The following is a 22405-nucleotide window of genomic DNA, read 5'->3' as shown; positions in this document are numbered from 1 at the left end:
TTTAAAAATGAAAAATCGTAATTTGTGATTTATTAGTTTTTATTTATTATTAGCAATATTTCTTGTTTATCAACTAGTATACTTAATTTTTTTATCGCAAAATCGTGAATTAAGAAATTTATATACTAATGGTTTTGAAATAGTCGTCCCTACTTCTAGTTTTAATCCTTCTAGTTATGCTGCCGTATTTTATGTACCAGTCATTGGGTTAGCAATTAGTAGTAGTGCATTTATTGGTTGTGTTTTTACTTCAAGAATTTTTATTGATAAATCACCTCGTGTTAAATTGATATTTTTAGTAGCAACTTTTAGTATTTTTATCGTTGGTTTTTTAATTAATTTTGCTGGTGAGTTATTTTATAATGAATGAAATAATAAAATTGCTATTATTCAGCCTAAAAATCTCGCAACTGGTGTTACTTTTACTGCTAATCATTTTTATCAAAACTGAGTTGCTAGTTCAACAATAGTTTGGTCAATATTTGGTATATTTTTTGCCATGCTAGTTGGATGTGTAATTTTACTAATTAAATTGAATTTGATTAATATTCAAATGTTTAACTATCAAAGTCAACATGAAAAAGAAGAGCATTTAGAACTTGAATTACGACAACCATTACCAAGTTCTAATGAATTTGATCCCAATGATAGCCAAACTATTACCATTTTTCTTGATAATGAAAATGATGAAATGATAGATTTAGAAACAGAAGATGAAAATGATGAATATGAAGAAGATGATAAAAGTGAAACCAAGAAAATTAAACGAAAAAAAAGGAAACAAAAATAATAAAGACGGTGATATTATGAAAGTTAGAGTGCGATATGCACCAAGTCCTACGGGATATTTACACATTGGTGGCGCACGAACAGCATTATTTAATTATTTATTTGCTAAAAACAATAAAGGACAATTCATTGTTCGTATTGAAGACACTGATTTAGAACGTAATATTACTGATGGCATTAGTTCACAATTAGATAATTTACGTTGAATGGGAATTATCCCTGATGAAACTATTGATATCCCAGGTGAATATGGACCATATAAACAAACTGAACGTTTAGATATTTATTTAAAATATGCTCATGAGTTAATTAAAAATAAACAAGCATATTACTGCTTTTGTACTAGTGAAACATTAGACAAAATGCGTGAAGATCAAACTGCTAATAACATTTCAGCTTTTCAATATGATAAAAGATGTTTAAAATTAGATAATAAAACGATTACTAATAATTTACAAAAAAAAGTTTCTTATACTATTAGAATTATTATTCCTGATGATAAAATATATACGATTGCTGATTTAGTTCGTGGTAATGTTGAATTTAAAACTCAAGATTTAGGCGACTTTATTATTATCAAATCCAATGGTGTAGCTACGTATAATTTTGCCGTTGTTATTGATGACCACTTAATGGAAATTAGTCATGTTTTTCGTGGTGAAGAACATTTATCTAACACACCACGACAATTAGTAATTTATGAATATTTTAAATGAACACCACCAGTTTTTGCTCATATGACATTAATTGTTAATAGTGACCGTAAAAAATTATCAAAACGCGACGGTAGTTTAATGCAATTTATTCATCAATACCGTCAAGAAGGTTACTTACCAGCAGCCATTTTTAATTTCATTGCTTTACTAGGATGAAGTTCGCATGAAGAAAAAGAAATTTATAGTAAAGAACAATTAATTAAACTATTTACTCCTAAATATTTAAGCAAAGCACCAAGTATGTTTGACCCGCAAAAGCTATTATGAATAAATAACCAGTATATTAAACAGTTAACTAGTAAACAATACTTAACATTAGTTATCCCTTTCATTAAAACTAAGTATAATTGAAGTAGTAATTCTTCAGAATGATGAGCGGAAATGTTAATCATTTATCAACCACAATTAGAGTATGGTGTCCAAATTAATGAGTTAGTAACATTATTCTTTAAAAATAATTATCAATTAGAAGTTGATGCTAAAACATTTATGAAAGAAAATGATTGTAAAAATGTGTGTACAACCTTTATTAATAAAATTGCTGTTTGTCAAGCATGAACAAATGATAATATTAAAACTATTATTAACGAAGTTAAAACTGAAACTAAAGTAAATGGTAAATTGTTATTTATGCCCATTAGAATTATTAGCACTGGTCAAATGCATGGCCCTGATTTAGTAAGCACTATTAAATTATTAGGTTATGATACTATTTCTAAAAATTTAAAATTAAATTTTAAGAAATAACTAGAGTAAATAAAATTGTTATTGGTAAAAACATATGTTTATTAATCTTTATTTAACTGTTTTTATTTGATTTAGAACCGACAACCAATAAAAACATTTCTGATTTAAAAATAAAATATAGACAAATTTGTTTTTTATATTATAATTAAATAATGATACTTAAATTAGGATTTAAAGTTATAAAATGAAAAAATATTAAATATAATTAGTATATTTATCTGTAGTTTTTTTACAATTTTACCAATTAATGCCTGTACATTTTTTGATAATGATTCTCATAATTCGCACGCTTTATATAAATACGAAAAATCATTTAATGGCACTAGTTCTGAATATGAAGGGAATATTGTAAATAACATCAAAATAGAATCTTGAAAAAAATATGCAAACGATTGACAATCATTTATTAACAAATATAAATTATTGAAGTTTAGTGATACTTCATTTATTAAAATTGAAACTCCTAACTATATAAATGATCCTACACGTGATTTTAAATACCCAAATGAGATTACGGGTCCTGACTTATGAATTAATACACAAAGCATTGTTTCATCAATTCAAAAAGATGATTCACGAAATCAAATTTGAAAAATGAGTTTTATGTACTATTATGGCTCATGATTAACTCCTTTAGTTTATATCAATATGCTGTCTCATTCTTTTATTTGATATAGTGATAATGGTTATATTTATTTAACTGTTTGTTTAACTGAAAAATCAAAAAATGCTGTAGAAGGAGCACGATTTGAAATACTTATAGATGATGTGCTTTTATAATTAACATCAGCACCAGCAGTTATTAATTTTTTTACTTCCTCTAAATTACCATTTTCAGCAGCAGAATATAATAATTTGTTTCTTTTTCGCTCATTTCATATTTTTTTCAATCATTCAATAATAAGCACAAATTTTTCTCCTTCCAAAATAAAAACCTATTTACTTTAAAATTAAAGCAATAGGTTGAAAACTATCTTTAGTTTTTCATTTTAATCATACATATATCTATTAACTTTACGTAATATATACAATAATGTTCTAAAAAAGAGTTGAAGGTAATCATTTCGCAGAAAATTTAAATCAACTTCAAAATGAAATCGCTATTGATATATTGTAAGTGTTGATAACATTTTACAATTTAATTGTGGTATAAAAGCATAATCAGTAGGCAAACCTTGTTAATTAAGGACTTTTAGCTAAAAAATAAAATTTTAAATGTGCTCTTCTTAATTATTTAAGAACATTTTTCCTGTTATTAGAAATGTAGTTAGTAATTTTATTTTTGCATTAATTATCATTGAATTATATTGACAATTCACCTATTGTAAGTTACATTTAAATTATGAATATTAAATGGGTTTAAAAAGAATGGAGATATAAATTATGAAAACATTTTTATTATCATTGAATTTTTTAGGGTTAAGTACTTTTGTAACACCAATTGCTAATTTATTAAGTAATTCTTCTGTAATTGGCAATAATAATTTACAAGTAACTGATGAATATGAAGTTAAAAGTAATTACAGTTATCATTCAGGTTGAATTGAAGTTGATTTTGATGATACTGTTTTAATTACAACTATTTATAAAGAAGTTGACAAATTATTATTAGAACAACAAGAAACAGGAATAAAAAAGAATATTGATGTTCAAAAAATATTAGTTATAATTGAACCAAATAATTATATTGATTTTACTAACTATGAAACTATTTTAATTGATGTTCAAAAGTATATTGATAAAGGGGAAATAGATACAGATTATTACAGTTTCTTTTACTTAAAGGGTAAAGAAGTATATAGTTGAGATTGAGCTCACGCAGTTCCTGGATATACTTGAACTTATAGTAAACCTGATAAATCTGAAACCTTATTTACATACTATAATTATGGTTATGGAAATTCTGATCATTCAATTTATTTTAAATTCGGAATTTCTCACGATAGTTAAGAAAAGAGACTATTCTAATGTTAACTACTTTATTTAAAAAATCTTTTAAAAGTAAACTATTTATTTTGCTATTTACTATTTTTACATTGGCAAGTGGGGTATTTGTCGGTTTTCCTTTGATGGTAAGTTTAGCAAACGGTTTTACTATTCAAATGATAAATAATGTAATGTGAACCATGATGTTTTGTGTTTTTATGGTAGTATTACTAATTATTTTGCTAGTATTAAAAACTATTATTTTTGATAAAGATTTAGATTTTTTAATTAAAGTTGAAATTCAGTATCAAATAAGTAAAACTAAAATTTATTTTTATCGATTTTTAGTTTTACTTACTTATGCTTATATTTATATTACTTTTTGTTTAATTTGTTATTTTATTTATATAGACATTTTTGTTCAAGGAAAAATGAACCTTAATATTTTTTTAACAGCAACGGTTGGTTATGTTGCTTTCTTATATATTTTTGTTTTAGGAACAATTGCTATTTTATTTTTAATAACTTTTATTAAAAATACTGGATTTAAATTTTCATTACCTTTTATCATATTATTGCCTTTTATTGGAATGACAATAAATTCACAATTTTTTCTAGCACCTAATGCTAATGTTTCTTTTCAATCATTTATTGCAATTGAGCAAGATATGTTAATTTATCAAAAATTTCAAACATCTAATATTTTAGATGACTATTCTGATTGTTTTAATAACAATATTTTAAATCAAGAAATTGAAAATATTTTTCCTGAAAATCAACTACATGATTTTGAAAAATATAGTATCTTTTTTAAACAAACTGTTTCTCAAGGTGGAGGAACTATTTATCAAGGTGAACCAAATCAAATTAACTATAATAAAAAAAATCGTACCATTACTGATGTTTATTGAGATTTTTTTAATAAAACTAATGATTTTCGTTTTTAAAAATTTTTGACGTGCTTAGCAACAATGTTTTCTAGTTTTGAAATTAATAACATGTTTAACTTAAACTTTTTACAAGGTGGACAAAATAGTATAGGTTTTATTAGTAAACAAGATTTTGGTGAAATGTTTTATAATAGAACCGCTGGCAAATATACTAAAAGTATAGATGCTTTTATTGCAGAGCATTTTATTAGTTTGGCGCAACATTATGGTAGTGTCATTAATCAAGATCAAGTAAAAAAAATTCAAACATATTATCATGACTTTACTAAACAAATTACCTTAATGGCAAATTTATTTTTTTGAGAGCAACCAGGTTATATTTTAGTTGGCAGTGATTATAATCTTAAAAATGATTTAAATCGTGCTGCAATTTACATGACATCTACAATTATTCAAAGAGCAATTAATTTTAATTTTACTAATAATTCTCAAGGATATGTTATATCAAGTTCAAAAATTAAAAGAATGTATTCTTATGAGTTTTTAGTAATCCTTTATTTAAGTATAATTATCATTATGAATTACATTGCATTTATCTTTTTTAAAAGAAAAGTTATTCCTTAAAGGAGAAAATAAAAAATATGCTTCAAGTTAAAAATTTAACTAAAAAATATCAGAAATTCTTAGCATTAAATAATATCAATTTTACCTTTAAAAAAGGTGAAATTCTTGGTTTAGTAGGTGACAATGGTGCAGGAAAAACCACTTTAATTAATTGTATTTTAGGCAATGTTAAAACAACTTCTGGTCAGATTTTTTTAAATAAAATTGAAATTGAAAAAAATCACAAAGATTGTTTAAAAATAATTTTTATACCTGATTTAATGGGTATGACAATTGATTTAACTATTAAAGAGTATGTTAGTTACTTAGCAATTTTAAAAAAAGAAGATAAGAAAAAAGCATTAACTAAACTAACTATGGCACTTAACGAATTAGGTTTCGAAAAAGATTTGGCTAATAAAAAAAATAGTAATTTATCAGCTGGACAAAAGAAAAAAGCTTTTTGTGCGATGCTTTTGAGTTTAAGTCTTGATTTATTAATTTTAGATGAACTTACTGCAAATTTAGATGTTAAAACTAAAGAAGAATTTATTGAAATCATTAAATTATTAAATAGTAAAGGTGTAACAATTTTAATTACATCTCATATTATTGAAGAATTACAACAAATTATTAATCATTTAGTAATTATTAATAATAAAAAAATTGTTTATGATCAAAAATTTGATAAAAATAAACAAACAATTAAAACAATTTATGATCAATTTGTTGAAAGAAAAATACAAGACTTAAATAAAATTAAAGATATTATTAGTTTCTAAATGTAATTTATTATAAGGTATAATTACACAGAAAAAGTAAAGATAGTTGACATTAGTTTTGTTAAATCATAAGAAAAATAGCAAAAATATATAAGAATGGTTTCAATTTCATAATTATGAAAAGATTCACTATAAATTTATGTTTCCAGCAAAGGAAGTTTTAATGAAAAATTTGAGGTAAAATTAAAAAGAATTTTTTGTATTATTAAAGGATAGAGATGATTATCTCAGTAATTCTATCTTTAATTATCCAGTCCCTTAATGTATCATTGTGGCACAAAATATGATAAGATTTTAATAAGATTTAAAATCTAAGGAAAAAATAGGAAGAATTGGGGTGATTAAAATGAAAAAAAATAATCAACTAGATTATATGGATATAGCAAGATATTTATATAATAATGTAACGGTTATTAATAATTTAAAATTACAAAAGATGATGTTTTTTTCTTATATTGAATATTATAAAGAAACTAAAAACGAGTTGTTTAATTAATATTAGTTTCGGTAAAACAACCGATATTTTCGACTAATGCTTGATTAAACACTCCTTCTTTTGCATTAATAAAATAACCAACTTTTAATTTTTTATATTTTAAAGTCAATGATTGTAAAAAAAACAATTAATTCATCATATTGACCTTTTGCAAATAAATTTTGTGCATATTCATAATGAAATTTAGCAATTTTATCTTTTTTTCTTCCACCCATAATTCCAAGAAATAAAACGTGAAAAGCATGAAATTTATCTAAAATAAATTTAGCATTTAAAATGTTAGCTGTTTTTCTAATTCATTGTGCGCTATCTCCACATACAATTAAATTTGCTTGGTCAAAATTTTCATAAAATAAATTACCATATTTTTTAATTAATTGTGCAGTTTTATCTGCACCAATTTTTGTTAATCTGATTTTACAAGTAGCTCTTTTATTAATTAATTTTCCGTTTTTCTTTTTACCAGTACAAAATACTAGTAATCTCATAGAGCATTTTTTACAATTTTTACTATTATGTTTATCATTAAACTTAAATTTTCGATGTCCATCATCAATATTTATATATAAAGTTTGTTTTAATTCTAATGGTATTTTAGGAATATTAATTTTTGGTCATTGAAATTTTCTACAAACAGTACTATTACTTATTAAATCTTCTATAAAAGTATCACAAATATCACGATATCTTTTACCATCAGTAAAATATTTTAAAATTTGTTTAATCACATCAGGTGCAAGTTTACTATACTTTTTAACACCAAGATAGAAATCTAATAATGGGACGAATTAATCTAACGTATAGATTTTCTAACTTCAAACAATAAAACTAGCAAATCTAAATATTTGTTAATTAAATTATACCATAAATTTTAAAAATTATAAAAAATATAATTATAAAATTACAATTAAAAAACACAAAAATACTAATTTTAATAATTAGTTTTTAAAATATTAAGTTATATTATTTTAAGCACTATTAATATAATTTCTACTATTTAAATAATTGCTTCTCGCCATTAACATATTAATTAATGTTGGATAAGCATATATTTTTGCACCTTTTGTTTGAGATTTAACCAAATGTTGAATATCACTTTCAGCACTACAACCAATATTTCAACTAGCAGGTTGATTAATAATACCTTCTTTATTATTTATAAAAGTCTTTAAATTATCTTTATTAATATTAGTTTCAATTAAAAATGCTATTAATTCATCATATTGTCCTTTACAAAAATATTTTCAAGCAAGCAATTAAAAAGTTTTTTAAATTTTCTGGATTAACTTTATTTTTTCTTTTATCAGGTTTATATGCAGTTCATAAAAAATAAAAAGCATGATATTTATCAAATACATAATAAGCACCTAAATATTTTGCTAAATTATATATTCATGAAGCACCATCCCCTGAAACTACTAATTTAGCAGTGTCAAATTCAAAATACTTTTTTAAGCCATTTCAAGTAAAATCAACTGTCGGATTTGCTTGTAAATAATCTTCTTTATTACTATATTTATAATCACCCATAAAAGTATATATTTTATTTAATAACTTATTTCTGTTTTTACCTATTTGTTTTTTACCAGTATTATAACTAATACTACGAATTTTTTGCATTTCTCTTTTATTATTTTTATTTCACACAGGAACAAAACAATCATCAGCATTAATATAAATAAATTCATTATTTTTTACTTTCAATTTTTGTTGTGGTAATTTTTCTTCAATTTTTGCATTTTTATGAATTTTACTAATTGTTACTTTTGAAACATAAGTATATTTTAAAATATCTTGTATATCTTGATAATGTTTTTTTCTGCCAATATATGATGCTATCTCTTGTTTTAAATCTTTAATAATTCTTGCACGTTTTTCAATATTAAATTCTTCATCAGTAAAATAACGATATCTTTTTTCTATCGTATCTAAATATACTCTTCTATTAAAAGTTACAAATCCAATTTCAATATTTATTGTTCTATTACATTTTTTAGCAACTTTATATCTATCTTTATCTCTAGTTTGAAAAAAATATTCATCTCAATTTTCGACTTTTTTAACAAATTTTGTTATACTATTACTGATTTCAATTTCTTGAAATTCTTTAAAACTAAACATTTTTTAACGCCTTTCTATTTATTTTTTGGCTTCTAGCATTTTATCAAATTTATTAATTTATTGTTGAAAAAAGTTTTATTTATAGTATAATTATAAAGAACGGTAAAATAAATCGCAAATTCTATATTTAGCGTTTAAAGATAACTTTAATTAGTTATCTTTTCTTTTTTTTAAAATAATGTATACTAAAAGAAAAAAAGGAAAAGAAAATGGGATATATGTTTTTGACCGAAATAAACAAAAAAGTAGATCAGCCTATGGTTATGTTTTATATCATGTTAATTCCTATAACATTAGCATGAATAGCATTTTCTATTCATTTAATAAATTGTGGTTTAGTTTTATGTGAAAAAAATAATCCTTTTGGAATACTATTACTTACTATTTCTTTAAATATTATTGGAACTTTTATTGGTTGTATGATTATATATAAGAAGCAAAATCCAGAATTTAAATTTTGAAAAAATATAAAATTAAAAAAGAAAAATAAAAGGAGATATTTTATTAAATGGGAATGTTTAAAAGAATAATTAATTCTACTATTAAAAATAGTATTAAGAACACTATGAATAATAGTACTAAAAATAATAATCTAAAACTACTAGACGAATGTATTACTAAAGAAATAAGTAGATTTTTAATATTAAATGATGATAAAAATTATAAGTTTAAAGATAATGAACTTAAGAACGAACTAGAAAACTCTTTAAAGGCAGTAATAGTTGATTTACGTGGGGGATTATTCAATTTAAAATCAACATATATAAATAAATCACCTAATAAAATAAAAGAAATCAATAATATAATTAGTTATTACTATAAATTAGATAAAAAAATATTATAGAAATAGATAATTATATAAAAAATGAAAATTAAAATGTTATAATTATATTATAAAAATTAAATAAAATATATATGAACTATTTAATAAAGTTTTATAAGTTATTGTTGCTACACCTAACTTAAAAGTTATATTAAGTATATCATAAATTTTTGTATTTTAAAACAAAATTAAGGAGATTTTTATGTGCAAAATGAAAAATTAAGAACAATTTTTAATGATGCAAAAGTATTAAGAGAAGCATTAGAAAATTATTTTATTCATTGTAATAAATTTAAAGAAATTCCTACAAAATTAGGTATGTTAATTTATTTAGATATAACTGAAAGTACTATTAGAACTTGAAAACAAAAGAAAAGAAATACTTTTTTACAACAAATAAATTGAGCGCATTCTCAAATTGAACACTTAAATTTACAAAGATATTTAACTTCAAATGCAAGTACTTCATCATGATATTTAGAACGTGCTTATGTTAATAAATATCATTTATCTACAAAAATTGATATAAAGAATGGTGATAACGTCGCCCCTATACAAGTTAATCTTGAAAATAAAGGTAAGAATAAATGTTAAATAATTTTGGTTATTTATTAGATATTGCTAAAAGAATGTATTTAAAACAATCTTTAAATATTACTAAAATTAAACAATTAGGTTCAAGAAAATCAGGTAAAACATTTAGTGATATTGAATTCTTAGGTATTTTATTAATGTTAGATAATATTAAAATACATGCTTATTTAATTAGAAATATGTCAAAACAATTAAATGATAGTTGACAAGAATTAAAACAAATTATTAAAGCAACATATCCAACAATTGATTTTATTATTAGTGAAACTAAAAAAACTATTGAATTTAATGGTAGTAAAATAACTTGTAAATATTTACATGCACAAGATAATAGTAATGTTAAATTAACTGGATTAGCAAGTAATTATTTATATGATTATGTAATTATATGAACTGATGAACGTTATGAAATTACTGAAAATGATTATCAAGATTTAAAAGATGCTATTCGTGGTGCAAATCAATTATTAGAAATAGAAAGTTGTAATCCTTGAAGTATTCTTAATGAATTTATTAAAAAGACAGTAACAGCATGTCCACAAAATGAAAAACAAATTATTAATGAATATGAACAATTTACTATTATTGATAATACTATTTATCATTATCAAAATTGAAAATTAAATACTTATTTAAAAGATAGTGATAAATATCAATTATTAGAAATAGAAAAATTAGACCCAATATCTGCAGGAGTTAGAAGTCATGGTTTAGTAGGTTATGAAAGTGGTGGAATATATTCACATCTTATTCATAAAATTAGTAGATTATTACAATCAAGTTATAGATTTAGTGCAGGTTTAGATTATGGTTTTAAAGATGATGCAATGGCATGTGTATTATTAGGTTTTGATTATGATTTTAAATTTGTAAATGTTATTGATTGTTTAAAAATAGAAAATAAATTAGTGCGATATGATAATAAACAATTAGCAAAATTAGTAGTTGAATTTTATATAAATTTAGCACAAAAATATAATTTATTATATGAATATGGTTTAACTGTATATTGTGATTTTAGTAATTATACTTTTATTGAAATGTTAAATGATACAGCAATTAAATATAAGGCTCATACATGGCTTTATTTTAAAGATTGTGTGAAATTAAGACTTGAAATTTAGAATTGGTAAAAACATTGCTTTAATGGCAACAGAACGCTTAAATATAAGTATTCAAGCACAATTATTATTAGATGAATTTAGACTTGCTGTTTGAGACCCTAAAAGTATTAAACAAATACCATTAGCAGGTAATGACCATTTACGAGATGCATTTGATTATGCTATTGAACCATATATTAGAAATTTAAGTGCAAATATAAATCCTTATTTTGAAAGGAAGTAAGATATGAGTAATACAGAAATATTAAAATCAGAGTGATGTATGCTTAATTTAACAGAAATGATTGCTAATCATGGTTCTAAATTACTTTGGGGTAATGGTTATACTTTAACAAGTGAATATCCAGAATATAAAGAAGCAATTGAAAAATTAAAACAATGAAATAATTTAGATAGTTTATTTTATCGAGATTGTCATATTAAATCTGGTTATGGTTATAGTATTACTCAAATTGATAAAACTAAAACTGGAAGAATATCTTTAAATTTTGCTCAACCGTATGCTCAATCAAGAGTTGCAAGAGTATTAGAAACTGAATATAGTGCAAGTACTTGGTCAAGAATACAATATGATGACCAAAGTATATATGTTAAAACAACATATACTCCAAATCAAATCATAAGATATTTTACTAGTGATACAGTTACATTAGATGGTTTACAAGAAAAAATAAGTAAAGATTTACAATTACCATTAATAGAAAATCATAATTTAGGTATTATACCAGTTAAATTTATGCAGAATTTACCTAAAAAGAATTTCTTTGGTGGAGTAGTTGGTGATTATTATCCAGATATGACACCAATTAAAGATTTACAAAAATTATTAAATCATACTTTTAAAATAATATGAAAAGAACTTGAATATAATCGTACAAGAGTTTTTGCTGATATTACTGCACAAGAAATAAATCAATCTAAAAGTGCATTTGAATTCAAAAAATTATTTGATGATTTTATATTACAAACAAATTTAAGAAGTATGGGAAGTACTAGTGGAACACCACCAATAGCAATAATTCAAGGTAATCCTGTATTAGATAAATATGCAGATTTTATTCAATTTATTATTGATAAAGCATTTGAAGGAGCAGGATATAGTCCTGTTAATGATACTACAAGTCAAAAAACAGAAGCAGAAGTATTAATTACAAATAGTAGAGATATGGAAACTACAAGAATTAAAAGGACTTTAAATCAAAGTGATTGAAATGAAATATTTCAAAGATGTTTTTTATTAATGGGATTAGATGGTGATAAATCTAAATGAACATTTGAAATTAAAGAAAATACTATTACAGATAGATTAAAATCACTTGAAATTGATGAAGTAGAATTAAGATTAGGAATTACTAATATTAAACGTATTATTGTAAAAAGATATGGTGTAAGAGAAGAAGAAGCAGAACAAATTATTAATGAAAATAGAAAATATCAAAAAGAAGAAATTGAATTTAATAATACTTTTTTAGGAGAAACTAAAAATGACAATGATACCGAAAATAAATCATCAATTAATTAAAACTGTTTGAAAAAGTACAGGTGAAATTGAAAAAGATTTTACACAAAATAAAGATTTACAATTTCGTATATGTCCATTTACTATTATTTTAGGGGCTATAAATTCAACAGAAACTGGTTATAAACCACCAACAAGTATCCCTAATGACTCTCTATACATCATTTAGTAAGATTTTTACTGGTAGAGAAGCAATACAAGCAGTTTGAGACCATTCTTATAAACCAATAGATATAAGTGGTGATATTAAATATAAACAGTTACAAGTTGGTGATGTATTTTATGGAAATATATTATCAGACCAATTAGGTATTACTTATTCAGCAACTCCATCAAATAATGCTTTTATTCAAGAACAAGCAATTAAAAATGTAGTTATTAATATTCCAAATGAAGAAAAGAATTTTGATTTTATTAATAATATTGTGTCAAATTTATATAAATTATATATGATACCAGAAGTTAATAAAGTTAAAAATACTGATAATACTTATAAAGTTGATAGACAATGATATATTCTTGAAGTTGCTAGTAAAACTTATAATAATGAAAATAAAGAACTTGCTTCTTTTATTCAATGTACTTTTAGTTCATTAAATGATAAATTAGCACATAGTGGTTTAGCAATTAATCAATATGTACAATTAGGCGCACCAGGTGACCCTGTAGCATTACCAACTTTAGATGAAAATAATGATATTATTTTAGACCAAAATTATTTAACACCTAGACCAGTAACACATTGTCAAATCTCTTTTTATGGTTCAGTAAAACCAATTAGTATTGCTTTATGGGGTAGAGATATTGACCATAATCCTGATAATATTAAACAACATAGATTTCAACAATTTCCAACTAAATTATTATTTCCATGACAATATCAATGTAGTACTTATGACCCTATAAGTTTTCAAGCATTACCTGAAACAAATTATATATTAACTGTTCAAGGTCAATCAGTTATGGATAGTTATCAAGATTGACAAAAAGTAATTGCACCTAATTATGATGATGGAGCGCTTAAACATTATGAAGGACATTTAAAAACTAATGTTGATAAAACTAAAAATACTAATAAAGTTGATATTTCTAATAGATTAGTAAATTATTGAGATAATAATTTTTTAAATAGTGCAGAAATTGAAGATTATAATTATGCAACAGCAGGTAATCCTTATTTTCAATATTATAATAAAAATACTAAAAAATTTATTGGTAATAATCATTATAATATGAATAATAATAAATTTAAACAATTAAATACTATTAATGCTTTACATTATTTTATTTATAATCCTATTAGTGAAATACCTTTAACAATAAGAGAAACAATTAAAATTAATCTTAATACTATACCAATAATATTTGGGTCATTTATGAATTTTTTTGTTGGTGGTTTAGATATTGGTGCTAAATTATCAAGTAATTTATTAATACCACAATTTCCTTATATTAATGGGTTAATAAGTGCTGAATTATATAATTTTTATACAACATTATTATATAGTTCACAAAGTACTAATCCTGCATTAATTCCATTAGATGTATTTAGAAATGATACAGCAGATACTATTCAATCTGTATTAGGTATAGCAAGTCACATGACATCATTTACATTTAATTTAACAGATAAAATGACAATGGCAACGTTTGATATTAATAGTCAATCATTAATCTCTAATATTAACCAAGAAACAGATAATTTAGGGCAAATAGAACGTATAAATAAAAATTTAATTAATTTACTTCCAACAGCAGATATTGATAAACCTTTATTAAATGAACCTGATTTTAGAGATACTAATATTTTAAAATGAGCAATTGATATGATTGATATTAAAGTTGTTGGCAAAAGTAATTTTAAAATAACATTTTATTCAATGCCTGATAATAGAAATGGTGCTGTTAATGATAATTTTGCAATTTGAAGTGGTACTTATCAAACAGTAGGTAAAGCAAGTAATAATAGTAGATTAATTCAAAATACATTTTTATTAGCAAATAATACTTTTAAATTTGATACACCTTTTAATTTTCCACAAGCAATACAACCACCACCATTAATTGAAAGAGCGCACCCAATATTTATTGATTTACCAAGTAGTACTTATGGAATTAATAATAATATTAATAGTACTCTTAATACTTCAAAAGATACTTACCAAATGAGACCCCACATTTTAGAAGATAATAATGGTAAATTGCATAATACTATTATTATTTATGTAAATCAGTATGGTTATGTTAATATTGATAAATTTAAAGATGATTATGAAAGTATGACATTTAATTTTAATTTTGCAATGAGTTCTAAATGAAAATTAACAAGTGTAAGTGAGAATTATACTAATAATAAAAATTGATTTACACCAATTACTATTAAATTAAGTGATATTGGTAATTTTCCAGATGACCAAAATAATACTACTTTATTTCAAGATAAAGATAATACTTATAATAATAACTCAGGAAATCATAATGATATGAATAATAATTGAACATTTAATGTCAAAAATTATCAAGATGATGGTTTGCATCCAAATCAAATTGCTTCTTTAACTCATGCAGAAAAATTAAATAAAATATATATTAATGATTTAATATGAACAAATGATAGTCCAAGTAGTACTTGATTTAAAATAATGGCTTTTAAAAATAATAATTTAATTGTTATTGAATATCAATTTATAACGACTTTTGTTGGGTTGAATTATCTTACAGGGGCAACAATAAGTAGTGCTAATTGAAATCTTCAAACTAAGTCATTGGTAATTAATCCAAAAAGTTCAACATAGAAAGGTGGTGATGAATTTATGTTAAATGAAAATATAGAGAAAGAAGGTATAAATATGGAAGAAGAAACAAAAAAAGAACAAGAAGAAATTCAGGAACTTAAAGAAGAAGAAAAACCTGAAGTACTTGAAGAAACTAAAGAACCAAGTATTGAAGATAAATATAAAGAATTAGAAAAAAAGTATAAAGAATTATATAAAGATAAAATTGATAAAGATAGAGAAATTAGACATTCTCAATCATATTCAAAATATGATTTATCAAAAGAAAATATTAATTTTTAAAAAAAATATCTTGGAGATAAAGAAGATATTGAAGAAGAATTAAAATTATTAAATAAAGATTTTCCACATTTATTTAATAAAAATAAAGATACAAATATTAATAAATCATTAGATATAAAAGATAAATTTAAGGAAGATAAATCAAAAGAAATTGAAACAAATAAATTTGGAATGGTAGGTTAAAAATATGACTATTGAAGAATTTAATAAAAAATATGAAAATCTTAATATTGATTATCCCGATTTTTTTAATGCTAGTAGAATTAATAGAATTGAATTACTAAAAGATGATGATATTAAAAAAATAATGACAGAATATGAAAATTTAACATGTCATTATCAGAAACAAATAGAGTTTATAGTACAAGTAACTAATGATTTATTAAAATTACAACCAGTTTGAGAAATTGAACCAACTAGAGAATGTTACAGATTAGAAGAAGAAGGAGAAAAATAAAATGCCAATTATTACAACACAATCAACAACAATTAAAGACCCTAGTACAGAAAGTGGTTTTGCTGATTTATCAGTTAAATATATTAAAAATTTAAAAGTATTATTATCAAAAAAGAGTAGCATTAATTAATGCTACAACTGAAAATAGAGAACAATTAGATGCAGGTACTGCTATTTATAATATTACAAAACGTAATATTACACAAGATTATAAACGTGGTGCAGGTGAAAATGATATAACAACAATTCGAACAGAACAAATTTTATTAAATAAAGCAAAAGAAATTAATTATGAAATTGAAAGTTTAGATTTAAAAAGATTAGGTGCAAAATTTGAAGATGGTGCTATTACTATTGCAGATAGTTATGCTAGTGGTTGAATTGATGCAAAAGCAAAATCAGTAGAAATATATTTAGTTGCTAAATTATTATCATTAGCAGTTAAAACAGCAAAAGATAATGGCATTATTAATATTGCTTTACCAAGTAATCCAAAAATAGATGATTATAGAATGTTATTATGATTAAAAATATCAAATACATTAGCAACATTAAAAGCACGTATTAATGATGAATATATTGGTACAGATGAAGAAGATTATACATTATGAGTATCTAGTTTTTTTAAACCGTTAGTTTTATTAGCAAATTCTAATTTAGGTAGTGAAAGTTCTAGTGATAATGGTTGAATTTTACATCCCATAAATACTGGTGAATTTAATGGAATTAATTGTGCATGTTTAATTGCTTTTTTCTCAGCACTAGTAAATAAATCACTTGCTTTTTCTTTTAATTTATTAATTTTTGCTATTGCTTTTTCTTCTAATTGTTCAAATTTTTCTTGTAATTTATATATATTTTCACGTAATTTTTCAAAATATGGTGTATCTTTTCAAAATTTATTTAAACTTTTTTTAAAATAAAATCTAATATCAAAATATTTAAAAGTTTGATTTGTTTTTAAAACAACTTTATGAATACTACTATTTTTAAAATTAAATTTGATTGCATTAGCACGTATTTGTTCTAAAATTAAAATTAATGCTTTACCCTTATTTTGTATTTGTAAAGTATGAACTAAATTTAATCATTCATGTTGATTCATATTTAATACTGCTTTAAATTCAGTATTATATTGTTTTAAAAAGTTATTTACTCTATCCATATCTTTAATTTTAAATTTAGTTTCTAATTGTGGATTTAATTTTACTAATAAATTTTGTAATGATAAATAATCTTTTAATTGTTGTGCTTCTAAAACTTTAAAATTAATTTTAAATTGTCTTTGAGCAACATAACCTAAGTTTTGCAATATTGTTTCACGATTAGGTGCAACTGAATAGTTAAATAAATATCGTTGTTTGCCAATAATTTTATCTGTTAAAATTTCTTTACCTGTTACTTGATTAATAACATCTTGTAAATTTTTTGCTTCTTTAATGCCAATTTTTTCTAATGTTTTAGTTTTTTGTGCTAGTTTAATAAATTTAGTAGTACGAAAACCACGAGTAATTTTATTAAGTCCGGCAAACGCTGGTAATACATTAAAGAAAGTATTTAATTTTGTTACATTTCCTTTTAAATAATCATAAACTTGATTAATAGTAAAATCAGTTGTTGCTTCAACAGCAACAGCGATACTACTACCAATTAAATCACTGGCACCTAATCCAAGTGCTAAGTCTTCACTTAAACCACCAGTAAAAGGAGCAAGTGCAACTGCTATTACTTGTACACTTACCATTTCTAGAATTTCTAATCATAAACTTTTATTTTCTTGTTGTTTACTTATTCTAGTATGTTTTGGTTTATTTATGTTTAAAATTATAGCAGTGCTAGTAGTACCAATTGGCATAGTATTAATTTTCCTTATCTAAGATTAATTTTAATAGGATTTGTTGAACCTTTATAATTTGGGTCATTTATATTTGTTCTAATAATTACATATAAATCACCAGTTTTTTGTTTATTATTACTTATAATATTTTTACCTTGGTCATCACTAAAATATTTAATTGTAGGAGTTTCTAAACTTGGATTTAAACCATTAATTTCTTTTGTATATAAAATATTTGTATCTAAATCTCTATTATTTTTATCTGTTCTTGCTGTAGTATCTAATGTTAAATTTGTAATTTTAGATTTTAAGTCAGTTTTTACTTCACTTTTAATTACACCACACATCATTCAACGAGATGTTGTTTCTTTTTTTGACATATAAGGAATTGATTGACCCAATACTTCACCACCAACTTTATATGCTCTACCAACTTTACCGTCAGTAATCTCTTGCACATAAACAACTGTATTTTCTAGCATATATCTTTTCATTGCTTTTGGTGTTGCTAGAATAAAAGACATAATTTCATTTTCATTTTTATCATTAGTAAATGTCATATAATCATCAAGTACAATTTGACATAATACTCCTTTTACATATAAATCATTACCGTTTAATCTTAATTGCTGTGCTAATTGATTATCAGTAATTATTCCTTTATTATCTGCTAAATAAACTAAACTATCATAAAGATTATTAGTAATAAAGAAACGAGAATTAGCACCATTTCTTAATTGAAATAAAGTATTTCATGCCGATAACATTGCTTTTAAATAACCAATTGGAGTTGTATCATTAATTAATACCTTAGTAGCAAATTGTGAAATTACATTAGTGTCATCACTTGCTAATTTATCTGTTAAATCATTAGCAACTTCATATTGCATAGTATCTAATAAATTTTGACCATTTTCTGCTAATAAATCAACAGCTGCAATAGTTTCACCTGCAACGTATAATTTTTCAATAATTTTGTCAATTTTATCAGTTTGAGCATAACTAATATCAAGTCTTGTACTTTTATCATTTCACTCAAGTACTTTAATTTTTGGGTCTTTTGGTAATTTAATAATGAATTCAATTTTAGTTGAATTAACCATTTCAATAGGAAAAAAACTTGCTCAGGGACTATTTGATTGTTTAAAAAATTCAATAAATTCAGGAGCTTCTACTAATTTTTCTGTATTATTTAAGTTTGTTTGGATATTTACTGCCATTTTAATTTTCCTTTTCTATAAATAATTTTTCTTTTTATAATCTAATAACGGATTAATTTTTGTTGATATTTGATTATTGATAATTGTTTGTTGATTACCACCAGTATTAAGTGGTATTCTTAATACTGGTTGTTCTTTAATGAATTGTTTTATAGTATTTTCTATTTTTTCACTTTTAGTATCTTTTGTTTTAAACTTTAAAAAATCATGAAATTCTTGTTTAATTTGATATTTATTAAAAATATTAATCATTTGTTTTTCTTTAAGTTCTTGATTAATTTTATTTAATTTATTTTCTGCTTCACTAATTTTTTGATTAATTTCATTATCAGGTTGATGTTCAGCATTATTTTCAACTAAAAATTCATTTTGTATATTAGTTTCATTTTTAATCATGTTTAATATTTCCTTTCTTTATTATCCTAATAATCAATCTTTAACTACCTGTGGGATTTCATTTATAATTTTTTTATAATCAATAATTGTTTCTTTTAATATGTTAATATCAGAAAATTTAAAACAATTATCAATATATAATTCAAAATCCCTATCAATTTTGATATCATGTTTTCTATATTTTGTGTTAAATTCATTTCTTGTCATTTTATTTCACTTCCTTACTTGCATTTAAAATTTTACTTTCTTCTAAATTAAATGGAATTGCTAAAATTTGATAATGAATAATTTCACGATTAGGATAACCGATTTTAGTAACTACTTCTTTAAATCCTAAATGAAATAATGTTGCTAATTCTAATGTTTCAAATGCTTTATATTTCATATCATCACTTTGATTAGTTTTATACATTAATAAATAAATTTGTTTCATATTAGTTGTCATTCTAATTTCATTATTTTTCATAGTTATTTTGCTTCCTTACTTTTTCCTTTTTCCATAAGTTTTTCTAATTTTATTTATAGCATAAGCATTATTAAAATCATTATTAATACCCATTGCTACACCACTACTAATTAAACACCCACCAGTTGCCATATTAGCAATCTTTCTAATATTTTCAAATCTATTAGGTATTAATTCAGTAATTCCACTAATAAGATTTGAAATACCATAAGCATTTAATGAAATATAAGTATCTCAATCCATTAAATTATTAGGATTATTATTCTCATTTAACATTAATGGTCATGGTGGTGTTTCTGTAGTAGATGTTGTACTTGTACTTGTAGTAGTTGGTAATTTTGTAGTAGTAGTTATTGGATTAATTGTTGTAGTGGGTTCTACGGGATTAATAGTAGTATTTAAAAACTTACTATAATTTGCTAAACTAATTGTTCCTAAACCTAATAATATTTTTTTAGAACTATTAATAACTTTATTTCTAGTAGTTGGTCTTTGGTTTAAATTTCAAATATCTAAACCTAATTTTTTACCAAATAATAAAGCAACATTATTCTCAGGGTCAGAAATAACTATATGTTTTGATTTAACATTAGGGTATTTCATTAGGATAATTGCTCTAATATCATTATGTGTATGAAGTGCTTGCGGAGATGATGATAATATTTCAATTTCATCTTTATTTCCAAATAAAGTAGGTAGTATAATCATATTTATTCCTTTCATTTTTTAAATCATTTAACATTAATGGAACAAAATGCACGATTTTTTGGAATATTTAAAGTATTAAAGATTTGTCCAGTTACCATAATTTCATCATTTTTGTTTAATAAAATAAATCGTTTATAAAGTTTGGGATTATTAAAAATTAAGGTAATATAGTTTAATCCATTTCATTGACCACGAACAGTATAATATAAATCTTTATTACCTTTCTCATGATATTTTGCTTCTATACTGTTACTAAGTTTTACTGTTAATTTAATGTAATTCGCTTTATCTTTCATTTTTTTTAGTTCCTTAAATAATATTGAATATGCTTATAAGCATCTTGTTCATGTTTTGTTAAAATAATATTTCCTTGATAATTTTCTATTTTACTTTTATTTTTTGGTTCACTTTCTTGATAATCTAAATTCATAACATCTTGTACTAGTACCATTAAAGCACCAATAACTTTTGGTGTTGCTAGGGGATTTGTTAATAATTGTTTTGAATTTAAAAAGAAATTTTCTACAATAACTAAGATTTTTTTATTACCTAGAAGTGTTTTAAATTGCATTAATTTTTCTTTATAAAGATTTTTACTTTCTAAAATAGTTTTTGCTTGGAATGTTTCATAATAAATAATATTATTAGTTTCATTTGAATATATAACCACCCCGCTATTTCCAATACCCGCGGGGTCAATACCAATAATTAATTCATAATGCGTTATTAATATATGGTTTTAATAATTCTTTTAATTGCACACCAGTTAATTCTTTTTTAATATTTTCTAAATTATAAATTCAATAATTATTATTATCATAAATATTAAAGGTATTATTTTTAATAAAGCATTTTGGCATTGATAATTTATAGTCACAATAATCAATAATAATAGAATTTGATTTTTCAGTAATTTGTTCTTTTTGAAATTCTATTTGCATTTTAACAATCCTTTCTTTTTTTTATATATCCTGTCGCTATAAGCGTAAAGGATATATATGTTATTTATTTTATTAACACTAATATAATTAATATTTTTTAGAAAAACTGGGCTCGTAAATAAATTGTAAAATTTTGAAAAAAACTTAAAGCATTTGATTCAATTTTTAATAAC

31 protein-coding genes are annotated in these 22405 nt (G+C 22.9%); 18 read left to right on the top strand and 13 right to left on the bottom strand.

Features of this window, described 5'->3' with window-relative positions; translation table 4 throughout:
- The first annotated feature begins 7 nt into the window (after positions 1-7).
- Together AAHM98_RS07290 and gltX are read left to right on the top strand one after the other, a co-directional pair.
- Entirely contained in the window at positions 8-790 is a 783-nt protein-coding gene (locus AAHM98_RS07290; RefSeq protein ID WP_342276196.1) for a hypothetical protein, read from the top strand.
- Entirely contained in the window at positions 729-2252 is a 1524-nt protein-coding gene (gene gltX / locus AAHM98_RS07285) for a glutamate--tRNA ligase (RefSeq protein ID WP_342276195.1), read from the top strand. Before AAHM98_RS07290 ends, gltX begins: the two co-directional genes overlap by 62 nt.
- Before the next feature lie 692 nt (positions 2253-2944).
- On the opposite strand, the gene AAHM98_RS07280 is transcribed toward gltX, so the two are convergent.
- Positions 2945-3160: an ankyrin repeat domain-containing protein gene (locus AAHM98_RS07280; RefSeq protein ID WP_342276194.1), complete on the bottom strand. Its 216-nt coding sequence runs from the start codon at positions 3158-3160 to the stop codon at positions 2945-2947.
- A 475-nt stretch (positions 3161-3635) separates the two neighbouring features.
- Here AAHM98_RS07280 and AAHM98_RS07275 point away from each other — a divergent pair, with 475 nt between their 5' ends.
- The 5 genes from AAHM98_RS07275 (at position 3636) to AAHM98_RS07255 (ending at position 6949) form a co-directional block, all read left to right on the top strand.
- Entirely contained in the window at positions 3636-4202 is a 567-nt protein-coding gene (locus AAHM98_RS07275) for a hypothetical protein (RefSeq protein WP_342276193.1), read from the top strand.
- A gap of 17 nt (positions 4203-4219) precedes the next feature.
- On the top strand, positions 4220-5125 hold the full coding sequence (locus AAHM98_RS07270; RefSeq protein ID WP_342276192.1) for a hypothetical protein: 906 nt from the start codon (positions 4220-4222) through the stop codon (positions 5123-5125).
- A 51-nt stretch (positions 5126-5176) separates the two neighbouring features.
- Entirely contained in the window at positions 5177-5692 is a 516-nt protein-coding gene (locus AAHM98_RS07265; RefSeq protein WP_342276191.1) for a hypothetical protein, read from the top strand.
- A gap of 17 nt (positions 5693-5709) precedes the next feature.
- Positions 5710-6453, top strand: coding sequence for an ABC transporter ATP-binding protein (locus AAHM98_RS07260; protein WP_342276190.1), 744 nt, complete (start codon positions 5710-5712; stop codon positions 6451-6453).
- 346 nt (positions 6454-6799) lie between these two features.
- Positions 6800-6949, top strand: a complete 150-nt coding sequence (locus tag AAHM98_RS07255) for a hypothetical protein (RefSeq protein ID WP_342276189.1) — start codon at positions 6800-6802, stop codon at positions 6947-6949.
- 92 nt (positions 6950-7041) lie between these two features.
- On the opposite strand, the gene AAHM98_RS07250 is transcribed toward AAHM98_RS07255, so the two are convergent.
- The 3 genes from AAHM98_RS07250 to AAHM98_RS07240 all read right to left on the bottom strand — a co-directional run bounded on the left by AAHM98_RS07250 (position 7042) and on the right by AAHM98_RS07240 (position 9070).
- Entirely contained in the window at positions 7042-7677 is a 636-nt protein-coding gene (locus AAHM98_RS07250; protein WP_342276188.1) for a UPF0236 family transposase-like protein, read from the bottom strand.
- Positions 7678-7917: 240 nt separating this feature from the next.
- Positions 7918-8205, bottom strand: a complete 288-nt coding sequence (locus AAHM98_RS07245; protein ID WP_342276187.1) for a hypothetical protein — start codon at positions 8203-8205, stop codon at positions 7918-7920.
- On the bottom strand, positions 8180-9070 hold the full coding sequence (locus AAHM98_RS07240; RefSeq protein WP_342276186.1) for an Mbov_0401 family ICE element transposase-like protein: 891 nt from the start codon (positions 9068-9070) through the stop codon (positions 8180-8182). The genes AAHM98_RS07245 and AAHM98_RS07240 overlap by 26 nt, the downstream gene beginning before the upstream one ends.
- Positions 9071-9345: 275 nt before the next feature.
- Here AAHM98_RS07240 and AAHM98_RS07235 point away from each other — a divergent pair, with 275 nt between their 5' ends.
- From AAHM98_RS07235 to AAHM98_RS07185, 11 genes are all read left to right on the top strand, one after another.
- A complete protein-coding gene (locus AAHM98_RS07235; protein WP_342276185.1) occupies positions 9346-9600 on the top strand; it encodes a hypothetical protein in 255 nt (84 codons plus the stop codon).
- Positions 9579-9914 (top strand): hypothetical protein, encoded by a 336-nt coding sequence (locus AAHM98_RS07230; RefSeq protein WP_342276184.1) that lies wholly within the window; start codon positions 9579-9581, stop codon positions 9912-9914. The genes AAHM98_RS07235 and AAHM98_RS07230 overlap by 22 nt, the downstream gene beginning before the upstream one ends.
- A gap of 183 nt (positions 9915-10097) precedes the next feature.
- Positions 10098-10487 (top strand): terminase small subunit, encoded by a 390-nt coding sequence (locus tag AAHM98_RS07225; RefSeq protein WP_342276183.1) that lies wholly within the window; start codon positions 10098-10100, stop codon positions 10485-10487.
- Positions 10481-11611 carry a phage terminase large subunit gene (locus AAHM98_RS07220; RefSeq protein WP_342276182.1) on the top strand — a complete coding sequence of 377 codons (1131 nt, stop codon included), beginning with the start codon at positions 10481-10483 and terminating at the stop codon, positions 11609-11611. Before AAHM98_RS07225 ends, AAHM98_RS07220 begins: the two co-directional genes overlap by 7 nt.
- A 22-nt stretch (positions 11612-11633) precedes the next feature.
- Positions 11634-11834: a hypothetical protein gene (locus AAHM98_RS07215; RefSeq protein ID WP_342276181.1), complete on the top strand. Its 201-nt coding sequence runs from the start codon at positions 11634-11636 to the stop codon at positions 11832-11834.
- A 3-nt stretch (positions 11835-11837) separates the two neighbouring features.
- Positions 11838-13133 carry a hypothetical protein gene (locus AAHM98_RS07210; RefSeq protein ID WP_342276180.1) on the top strand — a complete coding sequence of 432 codons (1296 nt, stop codon included), beginning with the start codon at positions 11838-11840 and terminating at the stop codon, positions 13131-13133.
- Complete coding sequence (locus tag AAHM98_RS07205; RefSeq protein ID WP_342276179.1) at positions 13096-13299, top strand: hypothetical protein; 204 nt, start codon at positions 13096-13098, stop codon at positions 13297-13299. The genes AAHM98_RS07210 and AAHM98_RS07205 overlap by 38 nt, the downstream gene beginning before the upstream one ends.
- The gene (locus AAHM98_RS07200) at positions 13277-15925 is read left to right on the top strand and encodes a hypothetical protein (RefSeq protein WP_342276178.1); all 2649 of its coding nucleotides are present in this window, start codon (positions 13277-13279) and stop codon (positions 15923-15925) included. The genes AAHM98_RS07205 and AAHM98_RS07200 overlap by 23 nt, the downstream gene beginning before the upstream one ends.
- 18 nt (positions 15926-15943) lie before the next feature.
- Positions 15944-16207 carry a hypothetical protein gene (locus AAHM98_RS07195; protein ID WP_342276177.1) on the top strand — a complete coding sequence of 88 codons (264 nt, stop codon included), beginning with the start codon at positions 15944-15946 and terminating at the stop codon, positions 16205-16207.
- A 187-nt stretch (positions 16208-16394) separates the two neighbouring features.
- Positions 16395-16664, top strand: coding sequence for a hypothetical protein (locus AAHM98_RS07190; protein ID WP_342276176.1), 270 nt, complete (start codon positions 16395-16397; stop codon positions 16662-16664).
- Between the two features lies 1 nt (position 16665).
- Entirely contained in the window at positions 16666-16794 is a 129-nt protein-coding gene (locus AAHM98_RS07185) for a hypothetical protein (protein ID WP_342276175.1), read from the top strand.
- A 468-nt stretch (positions 16795-17262) separates the two neighbouring features.
- Here AAHM98_RS07185 and AAHM98_RS07180 read toward each other — a convergent pair whose 3' ends face one another.
- From AAHM98_RS07180 to AAHM98_RS07140, 9 genes are read right to left on the bottom strand one after another with little or no spacing between them, the layout of a single operon-like run.
- Positions 17263-18519 carry a hypothetical protein gene (locus tag AAHM98_RS07180; RefSeq protein ID WP_342276174.1) on the bottom strand — a complete coding sequence of 419 codons (1257 nt, stop codon included), beginning with the start codon at positions 18517-18519 and terminating at the stop codon, positions 17263-17265.
- Between the two features lie 14 nt (positions 18520-18533).
- A complete protein-coding gene (locus tag AAHM98_RS07175) occupies positions 18534-19721 on the bottom strand; it encodes a hypothetical protein (RefSeq protein WP_342276173.1) in 1188 nt (395 codons plus the stop codon).
- Positions 19722-19736: 15 nt separating this feature from the next.
- Entirely contained in the window at positions 19737-20117 is a 381-nt protein-coding gene (locus AAHM98_RS07170) for a hypothetical protein (RefSeq protein WP_342276172.1), read from the bottom strand.
- 21 nt (positions 20118-20138) lie between these two features.
- Positions 20139-20324, bottom strand: coding sequence for a hypothetical protein (locus AAHM98_RS07165; protein WP_342276171.1), 186 nt, complete (start codon positions 20322-20324; stop codon positions 20139-20141).
- A 1-nt stretch (position 20325) separates the two neighbouring features.
- Positions 20326-20583, bottom strand: coding sequence for a hypothetical protein (locus AAHM98_RS07160; RefSeq protein ID WP_342276170.1), 258 nt, complete (start codon positions 20581-20583; stop codon positions 20326-20328).
- 15 nt (positions 20584-20598) lie between these two features.
- On the bottom strand, positions 20599-21291 hold the full coding sequence (locus tag AAHM98_RS07155) for a hypothetical protein (protein ID WP_342276169.1): 693 nt from the start codon (positions 21289-21291) through the stop codon (positions 20599-20601).
- Positions 21292-21293: 2 nt separating this feature from the next.
- The gene (locus AAHM98_RS07150) at positions 21294-21587 is read right to left on the bottom strand and encodes a hypothetical protein (RefSeq protein ID WP_342276168.1); all 294 of its coding nucleotides are present in this window, start codon (positions 21585-21587) and stop codon (positions 21294-21296) included.
- Between the two features lie 5 nt (positions 21588-21592).
- Complete coding sequence (locus AAHM98_RS07145) at positions 21593-21961, bottom strand: hypothetical protein (RefSeq protein ID WP_342276167.1); 369 nt, start codon at positions 21959-21961, stop codon at positions 21593-21595.
- Positions 21962-21965: 4 nt separating this feature from the next.
- Positions 21966-22232, bottom strand: a complete 267-nt coding sequence (locus AAHM98_RS07140; RefSeq protein WP_342276166.1) for a hypothetical protein — start codon at positions 22230-22232, stop codon at positions 21966-21968.
- Positions 22233-22405 lie beyond the last annotated feature (173 nt).

Source organism: Spiroplasma endosymbiont of Nebria brevicollis (assembly GCF_964030895.1).
In the GTDB taxonomy this organism is placed as follows: Bacteria; Bacillota_I; Bacilli_A; order Mycoplasmatales; family VBWQ01; genus Spiroplasma_E.
This window is presented reverse-complemented; position numbering and strand designations above follow the sequence as displayed.